Annotated in this window: 14 protein-coding genes and 1 pseudogene; 6 read left to right on the plus strand and 9 right to left on the minus strand. The window is 57.5% G+C overall.

The genetic code is table 11. From position 1 onward, the window contains the following. Positions 1–108: 108 nt before the first annotated feature. From DNA98_RS07890 to DNA98_RS07915, 6 genes are all read left to right on the plus strand, one after another. Positions 109–1,572 (plus strand): ABC transporter substrate-binding protein, encoded by a 1,464-nt coding sequence (locus tag DNA98_RS07890; RefSeq protein WP_158531624.1) that lies wholly within the window; start codon positions 109–111, stop codon positions 1,570–1,572. Positions 1,573–1,595: 23 nt separating this feature from the next. Further along, positions 1,596–2,600 carry an ABC transporter permease gene (locus tag DNA98_RS07895; protein ID WP_110528717.1) on the plus strand — a complete coding sequence of 335 codons (1,005 nt, stop codon included), beginning with the start codon at positions 1,596–1,598 and terminating at the stop codon, positions 2,598–2,600. After that, positions 2,593–3,456 carry an ABC transporter permease gene (locus DNA98_RS07900; RefSeq protein ID WP_110528719.1) on the plus strand — a complete coding sequence of 288 codons (864 nt, stop codon included), beginning with the start codon at positions 2,593–2,595 and terminating at the stop codon, positions 3,454–3,456. Before DNA98_RS07895 ends, DNA98_RS07900 begins: the two co-directional genes overlap by 8 nt. Positions 3,457–3,484: 28 nt before the next feature. Then, positions 3,485–4,549 carry a DUF917 family protein gene (locus tag DNA98_RS07905; protein WP_110528987.1) on the plus strand — a complete coding sequence of 355 codons (1,065 nt, stop codon included), beginning with the start codon at positions 3,485–3,487 and terminating at the stop codon, positions 4,547–4,549. 95 nt (positions 4,550–4,644) lie between these two features. Beyond that, positions 4,645–5,490 carry a DUF1177 domain-containing protein gene (locus DNA98_RS07910; RefSeq protein WP_233493159.1) on the plus strand — a complete coding sequence of 282 codons (846 nt, stop codon included), beginning with the start codon at positions 4,645–4,647 and terminating at the stop codon, positions 5,488–5,490. Beyond that, positions 5,487–6,161 (plus strand): AroM family protein, encoded by a 675-nt coding sequence (locus DNA98_RS07915; RefSeq protein WP_110528723.1) that lies wholly within the window; start codon positions 5,487–5,489, stop codon positions 6,159–6,161. The genes DNA98_RS07910 and DNA98_RS07915 overlap by 4 nt, the downstream gene beginning before the upstream one ends. Positions 6,162–6,262: 101 nt before the next feature. On the opposite strand, the pseudogene DNA98_RS07920 reads toward DNA98_RS07915, so the two are convergent. The 9 genes and pseudogenes from DNA98_RS07920 to DNA98_RS07960 all read right to left on the minus strand — a co-directional run bounded on the left by DNA98_RS07920 (position 6,263) and on the right by DNA98_RS07960 (position 15,685). Then, positions 6,263–7,860: pseudogene (locus tag DNA98_RS07920) on the minus strand (IS1634 family transposase). Between the two features lie 63 nt (positions 7,861–7,923). Continuing rightward, positions 7,924–9,165 carry an amidohydrolase family protein gene (locus DNA98_RS07925; protein WP_110528724.1) on the minus strand — a complete coding sequence of 414 codons (1,242 nt, stop codon included), beginning with the start codon at positions 9,163–9,165 and terminating at the stop codon, positions 7,924–7,926. After that, positions 9,158–10,012: a 5-oxoprolinase subunit PxpA gene (locus tag DNA98_RS07930; protein WP_110528726.1), complete on the minus strand. Its 855-nt coding sequence runs from the start codon at positions 10,010–10,012 to the stop codon at positions 9,158–9,160. Before DNA98_RS07930 ends, DNA98_RS07925 begins: the two co-directional genes overlap by 8 nt. A 5-nt stretch (positions 10,013–10,017) precedes the next feature. Next, a complete protein-coding gene (locus DNA98_RS07935) occupies positions 10,018–10,740 on the minus strand; it encodes an ABC transporter ATP-binding protein (protein WP_110528728.1) in 723 nt (240 codons plus the stop codon). Continuing rightward, positions 10,740–11,495, minus strand: coding sequence for an ABC transporter ATP-binding protein (locus DNA98_RS07940; protein WP_110528731.1), 756 nt, complete (start codon positions 11,493–11,495; stop codon positions 10,740–10,742). Before DNA98_RS07940 ends, DNA98_RS07935 begins: the two co-directional genes overlap by 1 nt. Position 11,496: 1 nt before the next feature. Next, positions 11,497–12,381 (minus strand): branched-chain amino acid ABC transporter permease, encoded by an 885-nt coding sequence (locus DNA98_RS07945; RefSeq protein ID WP_110528734.1) that lies wholly within the window; start codon positions 12,379–12,381, stop codon positions 11,497–11,499. Beyond that, the gene (locus tag DNA98_RS07950; protein WP_110528736.1) at positions 12,378–13,238 is read right to left on the minus strand and encodes a branched-chain amino acid ABC transporter permease; all 861 of its coding nucleotides are present in this window, start codon (positions 13,236–13,238) and stop codon (positions 12,378–12,380) included. Before DNA98_RS07950 ends, DNA98_RS07945 begins: the two co-directional genes overlap by 4 nt. Before the next feature lie 14 nt (positions 13,239–13,252). Beyond that, positions 13,253–14,461 (minus strand): ABC transporter substrate-binding protein, encoded by a 1,209-nt coding sequence (locus DNA98_RS07955; RefSeq protein WP_110528739.1) that lies wholly within the window; start codon positions 14,459–14,461, stop codon positions 13,253–13,255. 15 nt (positions 14,462–14,476) lie between these two features. Then, positions 14,477–15,685, minus strand: coding sequence for an amidohydrolase family protein (locus DNA98_RS07960; protein WP_158531625.1), 1,209 nt, complete (start codon positions 15,683–15,685; stop codon positions 14,477–14,479). Positions 15,686–15,756 lie beyond the last annotated feature (71 nt).

A 15,756-nucleotide genomic window follows, 5' to 3' on the forward strand; every position in this document is an offset into this window, starting at 1 on the left:
GTGTGGGTAGTCCTAATAGGGAGTGTACAGGCCCAAGTCACGTTCACTTACCTGGAGGGGCAGGAAATACCTACCATCGACCCCGCCAAGCATACTGATGAGAGTTCAATGCATGGTGTAATTAACCTGTACGATCCACTACTCTACCCTAAGGTGTCACAGGGTTCTATGGCTCCGGGGCCTCATGTAGCGGAATCTTGGAAAGTAGATCCCGATGGGCGGACTTATACTTTCAAGATTCGCAGGGGTATCAAATTCCATGATGGAACTGAACTCACGGCCGATGACGTGGTTTTCTCGATGCAGCGAATGCTGGCCCTGAAAAAAGGGTTCTCCTGGCTGTGGCTGAATCTTTTGGACCCCAAGGACGTCAAGGCCCTGGATCGCAACACCGTGCAGTTTAGGTTGTCCCAGCCTTTCGCCCCCTTCCTCTCCACTTTGACTCAGCTATTCGTGGTCAACAAAAAGCTGGTGCTAGCTAATAAAAAGGCGGGACCTTATGGCGATAACGGCGACTACGGCGAGGCCTATCTGACCAATGCGGAGGCTGGGTCAGGACCCTTCCAGCTCAGCAGCTACGAGCGTTCGACAATCCTCGAACTCAAGCGCTTCCCCGACTACTGGAGGGGCTGGAAGCCTGGGCAGATAGAGAAGGTGGTGTACCGCGTGGTTAAGGAAGAGGCCACTATGCGTACGCTTCTCACCAGCGGACAGGCGGACATGATTGATCAATGGCGTACCCCTGTGACTTACGAACAGCTAGCAAAGGCCCCGGGTGTCGTGGTAGATGAGAAGCCCAGTGCCCAACTTTTTCATATCCAGATGAACACCCAGCGAACTCCGCTCAACAACATCCACGTGCGCAAGGCCATTGCGATGGCCTTCGATTACGACACCGCCATAAAGCAGATTTTTAAAGGAGCGCTCCAGGCCAGAGGTCCGGTGCCCTTAGCGGCCTGGGAATCCTACGATATAAGTAGCAAAGATCTGGATAAGTATGGGATCGTAGCTTACAAGTACGATCTCGAGGGAGCCAAAAAGGAACTGCAACTCTCCGGCTTCAAGCCTGGCCAGATCCAGCTCAACTATGTCTTTCCCGAAGGCGGCAACTTGCAGCGCCAGGCCGGGTTACTGTTACAAAGTAGCCTCAACCAGCTTGGCATCAAGCTAAACCTGCAGGAGCTTCCCTGGGCTCGAATTGTGGAGATGTCAGCTTCCGAGTCTAGCACACCGGATCTGGCAGCCATTTTTGATACCCTCAAGTACCCCCATCCGGATAGCCACACTTACGGCATGTACCACCCGAGTGCCTGGGGAAGCTACCGCACCATTAGCCGCTACAGCTACCCTGTTGTGACAGCCCTCCTGGAGCGGGCACGGCGGGCTACGGATCCTGAAAAGCAGATGGAACTCTATCTCCAGGCTACGGGTCTGGTCGTTAAGGACTATCCAAGTATTTACGTGGCGAACCCCATGCACCGCGTAGCTTTGCGTGATAACGTCAAAGGCTACCGCTACGTGGGGCTTCTAGGCTACGATGTGGCTTTCTATGATTTCACCGTGAGTAGGTAAGCCAGACTGGGGAGGGGCTGACGGTGGGTGCCCATGAATTCGCTATCCGAAGATTAGTCCAGTTGGTCCCTACCCTCCTCGGCCTCTTGGTCCTGATATTCTTGATCGCTCGGGTGATGCCGGGCGATCCCGTGCGTTTGGCTCTTGGCCCCGAGGCTACTGCTGAGCAAGTCGCAGCCCTGCGGAACCAATTAGGCCTGGACCAGCCCTTGCCGGTTCAGTTTGTCAACTACTTGATTGGCTTGGTACGGGGAGATTTCGGTGTATCCCTACGCACCCTGCGCGGAGTTGGATCAGACATCGCGGGATTGCTCCCGGCTACGCTCGAGCTGGTTACTGTATCGCTGCTTTTTTCGATTCTGTTGGGGGTTACCGCAGGGATTTTCTCGGCGCTCTATCAGAACAGCTGGGTGGATAACCTGGTACGGCTGACCTCGATCTCGGGCGTGGCTCTGCCTCGTTTTTGGGTCGGCATCCTGTTCCAGATCTTCCTAGCCTCCAAGCTCGGCCTATTCCCCATCATCGGCCGAGCGGCCGCCCCCATTCATGGGCCAACAGGCTTCTATACCCTCGATGCCCTGTTGGCTGGGAACCTACCGGGATTCTTCGACTCCCTATGGCACCTCGTTCTTCCCGCCCTGACCCTTGCCCTTCCTACCGCAGCTCAGCTGGCTCGGCTGAGCCGGGCTAGCATGATCGAGGTGCTCAGACAGCAGTACGTTCTGGTGCACCGAGCATATGGTGTTCCGACCTCAAGATTGGTGCTGCGCTATGCCCTGCGCAACAGTCTCACTTCGGTACTCACCTTGCTGGGCCTGAGCTTTGGTTCTTTGATCGAGAACGCCTTTTTGGTGGAGGTGGTGTTTTCCTGGCCGGGGATCTCGGCCTATGGCGCAGCAGCTGTTCTGGCTAAAGACTTCAATGCAGTTGTAGCGGTGACGCTGATCGTCGGGTTGGCTTTTATGCTGGCCAATCTGATTGTAGACCTGCTCTACGGAGTGCTGGATCCAAGAGTGCGCTATGACTGAGGCAGTTCGTCAAAAGGTACCCTCGCGGGTACTCCGGCGATTCTTACGCAGCCCGCTTTCGCTGGTGGGTGTGGTTGTCGTGACAGCAACGCTGATATGTGCACTTCTAGCTCCCTGGGTCGCTCCCTATCCCCAAGATGCGGGGGCGGTGGTGCATTTTGACCAGTCTATGCAAGCTCCCAGTGTTGCTCACTGGTTCGGTACGGACGAGGTGGGCCGTGATATCCTCTCCCGCGTGATTTTTGGCACACGGCCTGCCCTCCTCTTCGTAATAGTAGTACTAGGTATTGCCTTGACCGTGGGCATTGTCACTGGATTGGTAGCTGGATATTGGCCTGGCAGTCGTCTTGCCGCCCTGATCTTACGAGTGACCGATATTTTCCTGTCTATTCCACCTCTAGCCTTGGCACTTGCGGTGACTGTGGCTTTCAATCCCAGCCTGGCGACAGCCATGATTGCGGTGTCTTTTACCTGGTGGCCTTGGTATACCCGGTTGGTTTACGGTGAGGTTCTCAAACTTCGTAACGAGCTGTTTGTAGACGCGGCAAGGGCCTTGGGACAGAGAGATTCAGTCATCATGTTGCGGCATATCCTTCCCAACATGATCTCTCCTATCGTGGTCAAGGCTACGCTAGACATCAGCTTCGTGATCCTCTTGGGAAGCAGCTTGTCCTTCCTAGGCATTGGTGCACAAGAACCCACGCCGGACTGGGGAGCCATGGTAGCTAGGGGTCGGGTATATCTGCCCGATGGCTGGTGGGTCAGCACCATGCCCGGCCTAGCCATATTCGTGGTAGTAGTAGGCTTCAACCTACTAGGCGATGCACTGCGTGATGCGTTGGACGTGCGGAGTTGAGCTGAAAGGGAAATCTGGAGGAATTTCCATGATTGTAATTGACCGGGAGACAGCAGAAGCCCTGGCTCTAGGTGGAGGCGTGCTCGGGGCAGGCGGAGGTGGGAACTGGCGTGAGGGATTGCGCTACCTACAGTTGGCCATGGAAATTGGACGGCCACACCTGGTGAGCCTGGATGCTCTGCCGCCCGAAGCTACCGTTGTGACGGTCTCGGGGGTGGGGTCTCCGGCCGCTACCGAGCGAGACGTACGGGTTTCAGATTACCTGGAGGCCCTCGAGTTGCTGATAGAGAGGGCAGGAATTCAGCCTGGCGGTCTCATTTCTTCGGAGAACGGCGGGGCTTCCTCAGCCAACGGCTTCGTGCAGTCGGCCCTCACCGGCATCCCGGTGGTGGATGCCCCGGCTAATGGCCGGGCCCACCCCACAGGGGTGATGGGATCCATGGGTTTACACCGCCTACCGGGTTATCTGGCTCGGCAAACTGCAGTTGGTGGAACCCCTGAGCGCCGAGTGTGCCTCTATGTTGAGGGAAGTTTAGCTTCGGTGGATCACGTTGTCCGGCAGGCCGCCGTGTCTGCTGGTGGGCTGGTGGCAGTGGCGCGCAACCCGGTGGCTGCTGATTACGTGCGTGAGAACGGGGCTCCGGGGGCCCTTACATTGGCTATTGAATTGGGCCGGTTGATCCTTTCCCATAAGGACCAGGGTGGAATGCGCCTAGCAGAGGTCCTCCTCGAGTACTTTGGTGCTGGAGAATGTTTGGGGCCAGCTATAGTTCAAGAAGTGGCACTCGAGACCAGGGGTGGCTACGATATTGGTCAAATCCGAATTGGCGAGGCTGAAACCCGCTTCTGGAACGAATTTATGACTGTGGAGATATCAGGGGTACGCAAAGCTAGCTTCCCCGACTTGATTTTTGCCCTAGGGGCCGAGGATGGGCTTCCGTACAATACTGCCGAGTTGCGGCCCGGGAATGAGGTGGTACTGGTATGGATATCTAAAGAGCGGCTGCCCTTGGGGACAGGGGTGCGTGGACCTGACGCGCTCAAAAGTGTGGAAACAGCTCTTGGTGTTTCTCTTACCACACAGGAGGCGTGATGCTCAAGCAGGTTTTGCAGGTATTGGATGTACTGGATGACCCCTTGGCTTCAGGAGAGGCTGTGGCTGCCCTCTTCCGCTCAGTGGACTCCGGAATGCATGTGGAGGTGCAGAGAGTTGCCGGGGATAGGGGGTTCACAGAGTTCGTAAAGGTGCGCTTTCCTGGCAGCGCAGGCAAGATCAAGGGGGGATCATCGCCTACTCTCGGGATTATCGGGCGTTTAGGGGGTATTGGGGCCCGTCCCCATAAAGTGGGCCTGGTATCCGATGCCGATGGGGCCGCTGCTGCCCTCAGTGCCGGGCTTAAGCTAGCAGAAATGGCTCGCCGGGGTGATTGGCTCCAGGGAGATGTGATCGTAGCTACTCATGTCTGCCCTAATGCACCCATGATCCCGCATGAACCAGTGCCCTTCATGGGTTCGCCAGTGGACATGCTAACTATGAACCGCTACGAGGTAGACCCGCAGATGGACGCCATTCTCAGCATCGACACTACTCGGGGTAACCGCATTTTGAACCGCAAAGGCATCGCCATCACACCCACTGCCAAGGAAGGCTGGCTCCTGCGCCCAAGCCCTGACCTGTTGGGGATTCTTGAGCGGGTGACCGGGGAACTACCGGCGGTGCTTCCCCTCTCCATGGCCGACATCACCCCCTACGGCAACGGGGTTTACCACATCAACAGCCTAATGCAACCGGCCACGTCCACCTCTGCGCCTGTGGTGGGGGTGCCGATCACCGCACAGACCGTAGTGGCTGGCAGCGCTACGGGAGCCAGTCACGAGGTAGATATTGCTCTGGCTGCCCGATTTGCTCTGGAGGTGGCTAAGGACTTTGGCGCAGGTCTGGCCCGCTTCTACGACCCGGGCGAGTTCGATCGGTTGGTGGCACTTTACGGCGAGATGCGTCAACTGCAGACCTTGGGGAGTCAAAAAACGTGAGAATTGGCTTAATCACGATTGGTCAATCCCCTCGAGATGACCTAGTGCCAGACCTGCGACCTTTGCTGCCGGGTGTGGAGATCATCGAGCGGGGGGCGCTGGATGGCTTGAGCCCAGAGGAACTCGCCGGGCTTGCTCGAGACCCCAGAGGTAGTCTGCTGGTCACCCGATTGCGGGATGGCCAGGGGGTGGTGGTAGGGAAGACCGACCTGCTTCCTAAGGTCAGGGCCTGCGTAGAGCAGCTTGCTGAGGAGGGCGTAGATTTGATAGGGCTGCTGTGTACTGGCTCATTCCCGCCCTTTAGCGTTGGAGCCCCGGTGCTTTACCCCGAGCGCCTACTCATGCACTTCGTAGCCGCTGTCAGCCAGGGTAGCCGCGTAGGAATCCTCACTCCGGAAGCAGGCCAGATGGCTGATCAACACCGGCGCTGGGCTAGAGCTGGACTGGCCGATCTTGAGGTGGCCCCAGTCAACCCCTACACGCCCGACAGCGCTCGACAGATTCGCGAGGCCGCAGAGCGGCTGGCGGCCTGGAAGGCCGACTTAGTGGTGATGGACTGCCTCGGCTATACCGAGGTCATGCGCCAAGTTGTTCGCAAAAAGCTTCGACGGCCGGTAATTCTAGCTAGGACTGTGCTGGCGCGAGCCATTGCAGAACTGCTCAGCCTCTAGCGCTAATGCGCAAAATTCCTTCCTTCGTGTGCTACCTCATATCTCCATCCCGGCCATCTTGTTGCTTTACCTGAAGGGCAAGCCCACATTCCGCACCCCCCTTACCCCAGGAGGTAATATCGCTGTGCCCCCAGCAGGCGCACCGCGGTTTCGTGATGGGGGGCCAGGTTCAGCACCAGGGGCCGGTCGTCCAGCCAGGCCAGGCGCACCCAGATGAAGAGCTGGAAGACCCAGCGCAGGGTGGGTCTTTGGGTAGGCTTGCCCTTCTGGTTCGGCAGGCTGGATGCCGTTTCTTCAAGCCGCTGCCGCAGCTCCCACTCCCCCAGGGCGTACACCAAAAGGGCCAGGGCCATCACCATCCCCAGGGCCATCACCCGCTCGGGCCGCTTCAGGAAGGTGCTCCCCGTGAAGAACAGGGGGTCTTTTAGAAAACGGAACCCCCGCTCCACCGTCCGGGCCTGGTCCTTGTACCGCCCCAGCACCTCCCCGGCCGGCAGGGCCTCCCGGTCTAGGACGTCCGTGGCCAGGAGGAAGCGCCCCAGCCCCCGCCTCGCCCGCTCCAGCTTCCCCTCGTCCACCTCCAAGCGGGCCAGGAGACGGTAGTGCACCGCCACCGGGGCCTCCCCCTTCCTCGGACGCCCCACCCTCCCCCGCCGCCTTTCCTCCCGCACCCCCAGGTACACCAGGCGGTGGTAGGGAAGCCCCCGGCTCACCCCCTCCAGGGCCTTCCAGGCGTCCGCCTCGCAAGAGAACTCCCGGGCTAAAAGCCTCCCCAGGGCCTTCCGGGCTTCCCCCTCCGCCCGCGCCACCCGCCGCCAGAGGCCTTCCTCCTCCGCCCTGGCCCGCTCCTGGCTCTCCAAGAGGAGCCAGCGCTGCCTCACTCCCCCGTACGCCCTCTCCACCTCCACCCCCGGTACCCCGGGAGAAGAGGGATCCAGGCTGCCTCAGGAAACTCCCCCTCCAGGAGGGCCCGGGCCTCCCGCAAGGTGGCGGGGACCCGCAGGACCCAGGAGAACCCCTCTAGGGCCCTGAGGTTCTCCCGGGTGTAGTTCGCCCCGTCCAGCACCCCCACCGCCCCTAGCTCCAGGCTCTGGCGGTAGCGGGCTAATAGAGGCACCAGGGCCTCCTGATCTGACTGGTTTCCATCCCCGGGGGCAAAGAGCAGCGGTATCCCCCCGGTGTCGGCGCAGACCAGGTTCATCACCCACTGCTGGAGGTCGGGGCGGTGGTCCCGGCTGTAGCCGTGGGTGATGCGGATAGCCCCGGCCTCTTCCTCCGTCCCCTCGTACCGCCCGTGCACGTGAAAGCGGGTGGCGTCCACATGCAGGGCCCGCACCGGGAAGGGAAAGGCCTGGCGGGCCCTCTTGGCCACCTCCAGGAACACCTCGGTGACCCCCGCCTCGTAGAGGCTGTCCAGCATCCGGCCCATACGGTCGTCGTTCAAAAGCTCGGGAGTGACGCCCTCCCCCAGGAGCCACTCCGTGGGTTTACCCTCCCAGTAGTGGCCGAAGAGGTAGAGGGGGGAGGTGACAAAGCCCAGAGCGTTCAGGATGGCGGCCTTGAGGGCCACCCCCGTGCTCACCTTTTCTCCCAGGCGGGGGCCTATCCGTTCGTCCACCAGGGGGACCAGCCCAATACGGTCCACGATGCCGGCTACCAGGCCCAGGTGGCCGAGGTCGTACACCTGTAGGTCTTCCATCCCAAAATCCTAACGCAGGGGGAGGAGGGGTGCGGAATGTGGGTCGCGTATCACGTTTTTTGATTAATTCCCAGAGTACGAATCAGCCCTCTGATCTTCCCTATAGCGAATCTGGCCGTTCTGAACGACCAAGATTACCGCCCCTAGATGGGAAAGGTCGTGTAGGGGCCTCCCTCTCACCAGCATCAGATCTGCCCGCAGACCTGGTTTTATCGAGCCAATCTCTCCCTCAAGTCCCAAGATTTTGGCTGCACTTCCCGTGGCTGCCCTTAGAGCCTCCTCCGGCGTAAAGCCAGCATCCACCAGGCATGCTATCTCTTCTATCAGCGAAGGGTGAGGGGTCAGTGGCGATCCTGCATCGGAGCCTGCACCAACCAGCAGTCCCTTTTCTCGTGCCATGAGTACAGCACGTCTATGCTGTTCGACAATGTTTCTGGCTTTTGCTCGAGCATATGCAGGAATTCCCTCTGCCTCAGCAATCCTCCGATAGACATAGAGGGTCGGTACCAGAGCACTCCCTTTGGCTACCATAACTTCAGCCTGCTCTTGGGTAAGGAAATGTCCATGTTCAATGGTATCGACACCGGCTTCGAGGCAGTTGGCAATGCTCGACTCTGAGATGGCATGGGCTGCCACCTTCAACCCTAAACGGTGAGCCTCCTCCACAATCGCTTTGAGTTCATCCAGCCGAAGCTCACTGTTTTCTACCTGTTCACCCCTTGCACGGCCATATACCCCCCCTGAGGCTGAAACCTTGATGACCCCAGCCCCAGCAAAGATTTGGGTCCGCACGGCCTTGAGTGCTTCATCGGGTCCGTCCACCATGATTCCCCAAAAGGGGTCGTGCCCCCCGGTCATGATGAGAGTTCGCCCCGAGGCGATTATCCGTGGACCTGTGATCCAGCCACGCTCTATGGCAACTGCTACGTGGATGGCTGCATCCCCGCTCGATCCCAAATCCCGAACGGTAGTGATGCCCCTGCGCACGTATTTCTCAGCTACTCCAGCAGCCCAAAGCAGCGTTTCCTCGGGCTTCTGAAGGAGCAAAGTGCTGACAGGATCGGTGCTACCATCCCATACCAAATGTATATGTAAGTCGATCAGTCCAGGTAACAAGGTCGAATCCTCGGCTTCGTAGAGCCGCCCTGTCTGGCGTACGCTTTGGAGAAGTGCTTCCGGTGCCTGAGATGACGGAAACACTTGTTCAATGCGCGTCCCCTGCACCACTATTGTGTAAATCCCCGGCAACTCGCGCTCACCGTCAAATACCCTAGCACCATGGATCACCAATGGTAATTCAGCCATCGGTTCTCTCCCGCTGTGGAGCCCCCACCGAGATTTTGGAGGCCTCGAGGGCGCGCCGCAACCATCGGCACGCCAGGGCGGCCTTGGATGTATCTGGATGGATACAGAGAGTATCGACCCTAAGCGCGTAGAAACTGCCACTGATGGTCTGCACCCGGCCCTCTACCACCATGGCCATTCCCCGCCTGGCTACCTCTTCCGGCTTCGCAATTACCGCTTCAGGCTGGGAGCGCGGTTGCAACCGCCCGTCGGGCAGGTAGGCGCGGTCTGGAAACCCCTCGCGGCAGAAGGGAAGCCCCCGGGCTTTACACGTCGCTTGTAGAGGGCTTTCGGGCAGGCCGAAGACAAAAAGCTCTGGATTATATTGGGCCACCGCTATGCCAACCGCCTCGGCAACCTCCAGCTTGGCGTGTGCATCGTGATAGAGAGCACCGTGCAGCTTAACGTGATTCAGCCGCCCGCCCAGCATGCGCACGAGCCCATCCAAAGCTGCGATCTGGTACTGCAGCACGGCCAACAGATCGTCGAAGCAAAGGCTCATTGAGCGGTTGCCGAAGCCGGCTGAATCCGGGTAGGCGGGGTGAGCTCCAATTGCTACCCCCCGTGCGAGGCACGCTTCTATATAGCGCTTAAGGGAAAAAGGGTCTCCAGCATGAAACCCACAGGCCAGGTTGGCCGAGGATATCGATTCCAAGATGCTGTTGAGGTCTGGACCAGTCAGGGGATCATCCGGAGCCAAGTTCTTTTCACCTCGCTCCCAATTGGCCCGCCAGACTTGCTGAGGTCCAGGATATACGCCCCAGGCCTCACCTAGATCCGCGTTGATATCAATGGTTCCTTGCATCATCGTTTTTACACGCTGTGGACGGTACCTCCCAGGTAAAGCTCGCCCATTGCCGGGTGAGCCAAAAGGTCTTGGCCGCTACCGCTCAAGGCATTTCTCCCCGTGTCCAGAACGTAGGCGCGGTCACTGATCTCCAGGGCGCGACGGACATTTTGCTCCACCAACAAGATCGCGGTGCCCCCAACGCGGATATCCAGAATCTTCTGAAAGATTTGCTTAGCCAGTAGAGGCGAAAGGGCTGCGGTCGGCTCATCCAGGAGAATTAAAGCCGGAGCTGTTACGAGTGCCCGGGCGAAGGCTAGCATCTGGCGCTCCCCTCCCGAGAGCAGACCTGCCCGCATCGATAGCTTGGGCTTTAGAGTAGGAAACATATTCAGCACACGTCCAAACTGCGCCTTAATATCGCCCCTCATTTTGCGGCCAAAGAGCAGCAGGTTCTCATATACGGTTAAGGAGGGGAAGACGTTATTGACCTGTGGTACGTAGGCAATGCCCTGGTCAATAAGCAGCTCGGTAGGCTGTCCGAGCAGCGAGGCCCCATAGAACCGGATATCACCACCACGGACCTTCAGAAGGCCCATGACGGCCTTTAGGACGGTAGACTTTCCTGCTCCGTTAGGGCCGATGATAGTGACTACCTCTCCCTCATTAACGTTGAGGCTTACCCCGTGAAGGATATCAGCGTCGCCGTAGCCGCACACGAGCTCCTGGATCTCCAGTAAATGTGGCATCAATAACTCCCCAGGTAGGCTTCTAGTACTCGAGCATCTTTACGGATCTCTTGAGGTTCGTTGCGAGTGAGGATACTGCCATCCACCATCACATAGACCACATCACTTAGGGCATTTATCGCATACATATTGTGCTCTACCACTAAAAGAGTCAGGCCGCGCCTGCGCAATTCCAGGAGCTGTTCTATAAGCTGGTCGATCAAAGCCGGGTTGACCCCGGCGAAGGGCTCATCCAAAAGGAGGAGTTGAGGCTCAAGCATCAGGATACGCCCTAGCTCCAAGAGCTTCTTTTGCCCTCCGGAAAGTCGCTTGGCGGGTAGATCGCACATAGCATCGAGCTTGAGGAACTGCAAGATGTTCCGTGCTTGCGCGGAAAGCTCCTTCTCCTGCTGGTTTACTAACCCGAATCGAAACCAGGCGTTCCATATGCTCTCTCCCGCTTGAGACTTGGCTGCGACCAGCAGGTTCTCCAATACGGTGAGCTCTCCAAACTCCCTAGGCACCTGGAAAGTGCGGCTCATACCCATGCGGGCAAGCTTGTCAGGAGGCGTTCGACTGATGTCGTGCTGCTGGAATACGATTCGGCCATGGTCAGGGGTAATAAACTTGCTCAGCACCGCGAGGAAAGTGGACTTCCCCGCCCCATTGGGACCGATCAGGCCGACGATTTGCCCTTGTTCGACCTCAATCCATGCGTCGCGGAGAACCTGAACCCCGTCGAAACTCTTCCATATACCACGGGCCTCGAGAACCACCTTAGATTTCCTTTCTTCCCCAGATCCCCTGGGGCCGATACAGCATCAACAGGATCAACGCGACCCCCACCACCATGAAGCGCAAAGCAGCGAGTTGAACGTCGGTGAAGAGGGGCACGAAATCCTTGACAAAGCGGGTGCCCTCGAGGAATACGAGCAGCAACAGTGTTCCCAGCACCACCCCCTTATTCGAGCCTGCACCCCCCAGGATCATTGCCACCCATATGTAGAAGGTGACTAGAGGGATAAACTGGTCGGGAACAACGTAGTTGATGTAGTGCGCGTAAGCTGCGCCAGCCAAGCCAGCTATGGCAGCTCCAATCATAAAAGAACGCATTTTAAAGTTAGCAATAGTCTTGCCCAGACTCACAGCGGCTTCCTCGTTCTCACGAATCGCTCTAAGCGTCCGGCCGAAAGGTGCGCGACCCAGTCGTTCGATGGCTAGATAGATAATCACGAGTAACCCAGACATCAGGCCCAAGTAAGCCAGTTCATTAGCCCCGGTGGGCAACTGACTGAACGGGCGAGGAATGTTGCTGATGCCATGGGTTCCTCGGGTAAGCCAGGCTTCGTTGACCAGAATGGCGCGGATTACTTCGCTAAAGCCGAGGGTTACAATGGCCAAATAGTCTGTGCGTAGGCGCAGACTCACCAGACCGAGCGGATAGGCAGCAATCCCAGCGGCAAGCAACGCCAACGCAAACCCCATAGGGATGGGAAGTCCCAGGGCAGTGGTCACGAGAGCAGAGGTGTAGGCTCCGATGGCGAAGAAGGCCACGTGGCCGAAGTTGACCAGTCCTGTATACCCATAGTGCAGGTTCAAACCCAAGGCCATCAAAGCATAGATACATCCCAGGATAAGCATGGCGCTAAGGTAGGCGATCACCGCACCGCCTCCTTGCGGCCTAGCAATCCTGTTGGTTTGTAGAGCAGCATCAATGCTAGGATGACGAATGCAATTGCTGACTTGTAGGTTTCGCTAACCCATAATACTGCTAGATCTTGACTGATGCCGATAACCAGCGCTCCTAAGATAGCCCCATAGGGGTTGCCCAAGCCCCCCAGGATTGCGGCAGCGAACGCCGGGATTAGTACGTCCCAGCCCAGATAGGGCTGAATAACTGTTCGTGCCCCCAGCAGCATTCCAGCCAAAGCGGCAAGCGCCAGGGCCACTACCCACATCGTCACGTAGACTCGGCTGGCGCGGATACCGCTGACTCGAGCTAGCTCGGGATTATCCGCCACAGCCCGCATCTCACGTCCCAAACCGGTGTACCTCAACAGGAGGTGAACCAGAGTAATTGCCGACAGGCTTATAGCAACGACTGCCAAGTCTGTTGGAATAATGCGCAAATCGCCAATACGCCAGGCTCGGTACAGAGGCAGGTCATAGGTTTGCTGCCCAGTACCTGCTATGAAGATAATCGCGTGGCGTACGAGGAGTGCAATCCCAATAGAAGCCACCAAAGCAGCAATGCTGGAACGGATGAGTTTCCTGAAGACCAATTGGTGGAAGAAAAGGCCCAGGACAATAGTAGCCACCACTCCTACAAGCGCAGCTAGAGGTACGGTAAGCTTCAGACCCTGAGATGCCCAGAATGTCGCATAGGCGCCAAACGTGAGGTAGTCGCCATGGGCTACGTTAAGCAGGCGAGAAACTGCGAAGACTACGGTTAATCCCAAGGCGACTAGGGCAATCACTGAACCTTCAACCACGCCGTTTGCGATAGCCTGAAGCACCATGGAAACAACCTGTATTAGGGCTTGATGATGTACTTGAGATTAATTTTGCCTTTTTCCACCTTGTAAACGCCAAAGGCCGGACGCACGTCTCCTGACTCGTCGAAGTCAATTGCGCTGCTCGCTCCTTCGTAGTTGATGGCTTTACCACTCTTAAGTGCTGTCACTCCTTCTGCAAAACTGTATACCCTTTGGCCAGGAGGGCCAGAGACATCTCGTATGTACTTCTTAAAGACAGCAGGGTCTGTACTTTTTGCAGCCTCGATAGCTAGGGCTAGCACGGTAGTAGCGTCGTAAACCATGGCTGAGTAAGGGTTCTCAGTTACTTTTTGCCCGGTAGCTTTCTGGTACGCCTCGGCGAAGCGCGCATAGCTCTTTGAACCAAAGTTAGGTACGGCATCGACTGCGTAGACCCCTTCCGCCACCTCTGCACCCACTGATTTGATCAGTCGATCGTTCACTGCCCAGGCAGGGGCGATAAAATGCATAGGTTCGTTTAGCTGGTACCATTCCTTGAGAATTATAGTGGTGTCTGGCAAATAGGAGCCCATCACTATAACCTCTGGCTTGGAACTAAGGGCCTTCTCCAGCTCGGAGCGGTACGTAGTCCGACCTCCCTCGTACACCACCGAGGCAGTGATGACGCCACCAGCAGCCACAAAGTTCTTAGCAAACTCCTGTGTGTTGCCGAGGCCTGAGGGGTTGTTGAAAGCCATGGTGGCCGCCCTCTTGAAACCCTCTTTCAAGGCTACCTTGGAGAAAACCACCCCGAAGAGAGTGTTCGAAGCCTGGGTACGATAGACTAGTCCAGTCTCCTTCCCAATTTTAGAAATCTCGGGTGCTCCAGAGGTGTTCATCTCAATAATTCCAGCTTTGGTCGTCAGGGGCAGGACCGCCATAGTTACACCACTGGACCAGGTTCCGATGATGGCAGACACCCGATTGACCTCGATCAGTTTCTTAGCCGCCCGTACCGCAGCTTCGGGGTCGGTCTGATCGTCTTCGCTGATTACCACCACCTTTTTGCCCAGCACCCCCCCAGCCTGGTTGATCTCTTCAACAGCTAGCTTAATGGCTGCGAGCATGCCAGGACCATAAGGGCTGCCTGCCCCTGTGAGAGGAGTAAGTGCACCGATACGAAACTCGTTCTCCTGCGCGAGCGCTATCGAGCCTAGCGCAGCCAAGGTCACCAAAGTAAGAAACTTCGAACGCCTATAAACCCTCATCTCCTGACCCCCTTTTTAGCCCAGTAGAGTTTTGGACCAGACGGTGCCGCCGCCTGCCACCTGTGCCCCCCTCTGGAAAATTGCCTCGGGATGATGCAGTACGGTGATATCCTCCAAAGGGTTAGAACGATAGACCACAAAATCAGCCCAGTAACCCTGTTGAATGCGACCGATCTCCTGCTCGAGCCCTACTGCTTCAGCCGCTCCTAACGTGGCCGCCCGCAAGATCGCCGGGGCCGGGATATTGGCAAGACTCTGCCAGAGCCAAGCCTCAAAGGGTACTGTGGGATGCGGGATACCCGGCGAACCAGCATCGGTCCCTAAGGCAATACGCACCCCGGCAGCGAAAGCCATTTGAAGAGAGGTAGGGTAATGCTCCATCACCTGCTCGGATTTGACTACGGCATAGTCTGGCACCCCCATTTCGCGTCCACGGGTCGCCATCAAGTAGTAAGGAGCCAAGGTGGGAACCATGAAAGCACCTGTTGTGCAGAATGCATCGAGGTTACGCTTGCTGAGCAGCGCGGCATGCTCGACAGTAGTGACCCCGGCTTCAAGGGCGTTCTGGATGGCTTGCTCGGGTAGAGCGTGTGCAGCAACGCGTCGCTCAGCGGCCTTCGCCTCTTCTACTGCCGCTCGAATCTCTGCTGGGGTGAGCTGGGTAGCATGAATCGACTCTCCTCGAGTGTAGGCCCCGCCCGAGCACATTAGCTTGATGAGGTGGGCTCCGGCCTTAATCTGGCGCCGTACCGCCTTGCGCACCTCATCTGGACCATCGGCTTCCTCGCTAATGCTGTAGACATGTCCGCCTGTCTGTACTACTGGTGATCCAGCTGCCAGCACTCGAGCTCCTTGGCTAATCCCTTGCTCGATTGCCTCCGCTAATGCGATAGAGATCCCATGAGGTCCACCAACGTCCCGTACGGTGGTCACTCCGCCCTCTAGGTTACGCCACGCGCTACGTGCTGCACGATAAGCGGTCATAGCCACAGACTCGCGCAGGCTAAAGCTATTAGGATCGGGCTGCCCTTCCCATACCAAGTGCACATGGGCATCCACCAGACCCGGGCATAGAAATGCCCCCCTAAAGGAAATAGCCTCTCCCCCTACTGGGCTGCGGGTAACGTCTACGATCCGGCCGTTCTCGATAACTATCGCTTGACCCTCGATCAGGGTGCTAGCCTCCACATCCACGATGTTTACTTCTTTCAAAACTTTTATCACGTTTTCCTCTCTGAATCTAAAGAGATACTCCAGGGTTTGTTTCGTCTAACGAAACGCTATATCGTATTGTG

The sequence above is a fragment of the Meiothermus sp. Pnk-1 genome, from assembly GCF_003226535.1.
Classification (GTDB): Bacteria; Deinococcota; Deinococci; order Deinococcales; family Thermaceae; genus Allomeiothermus.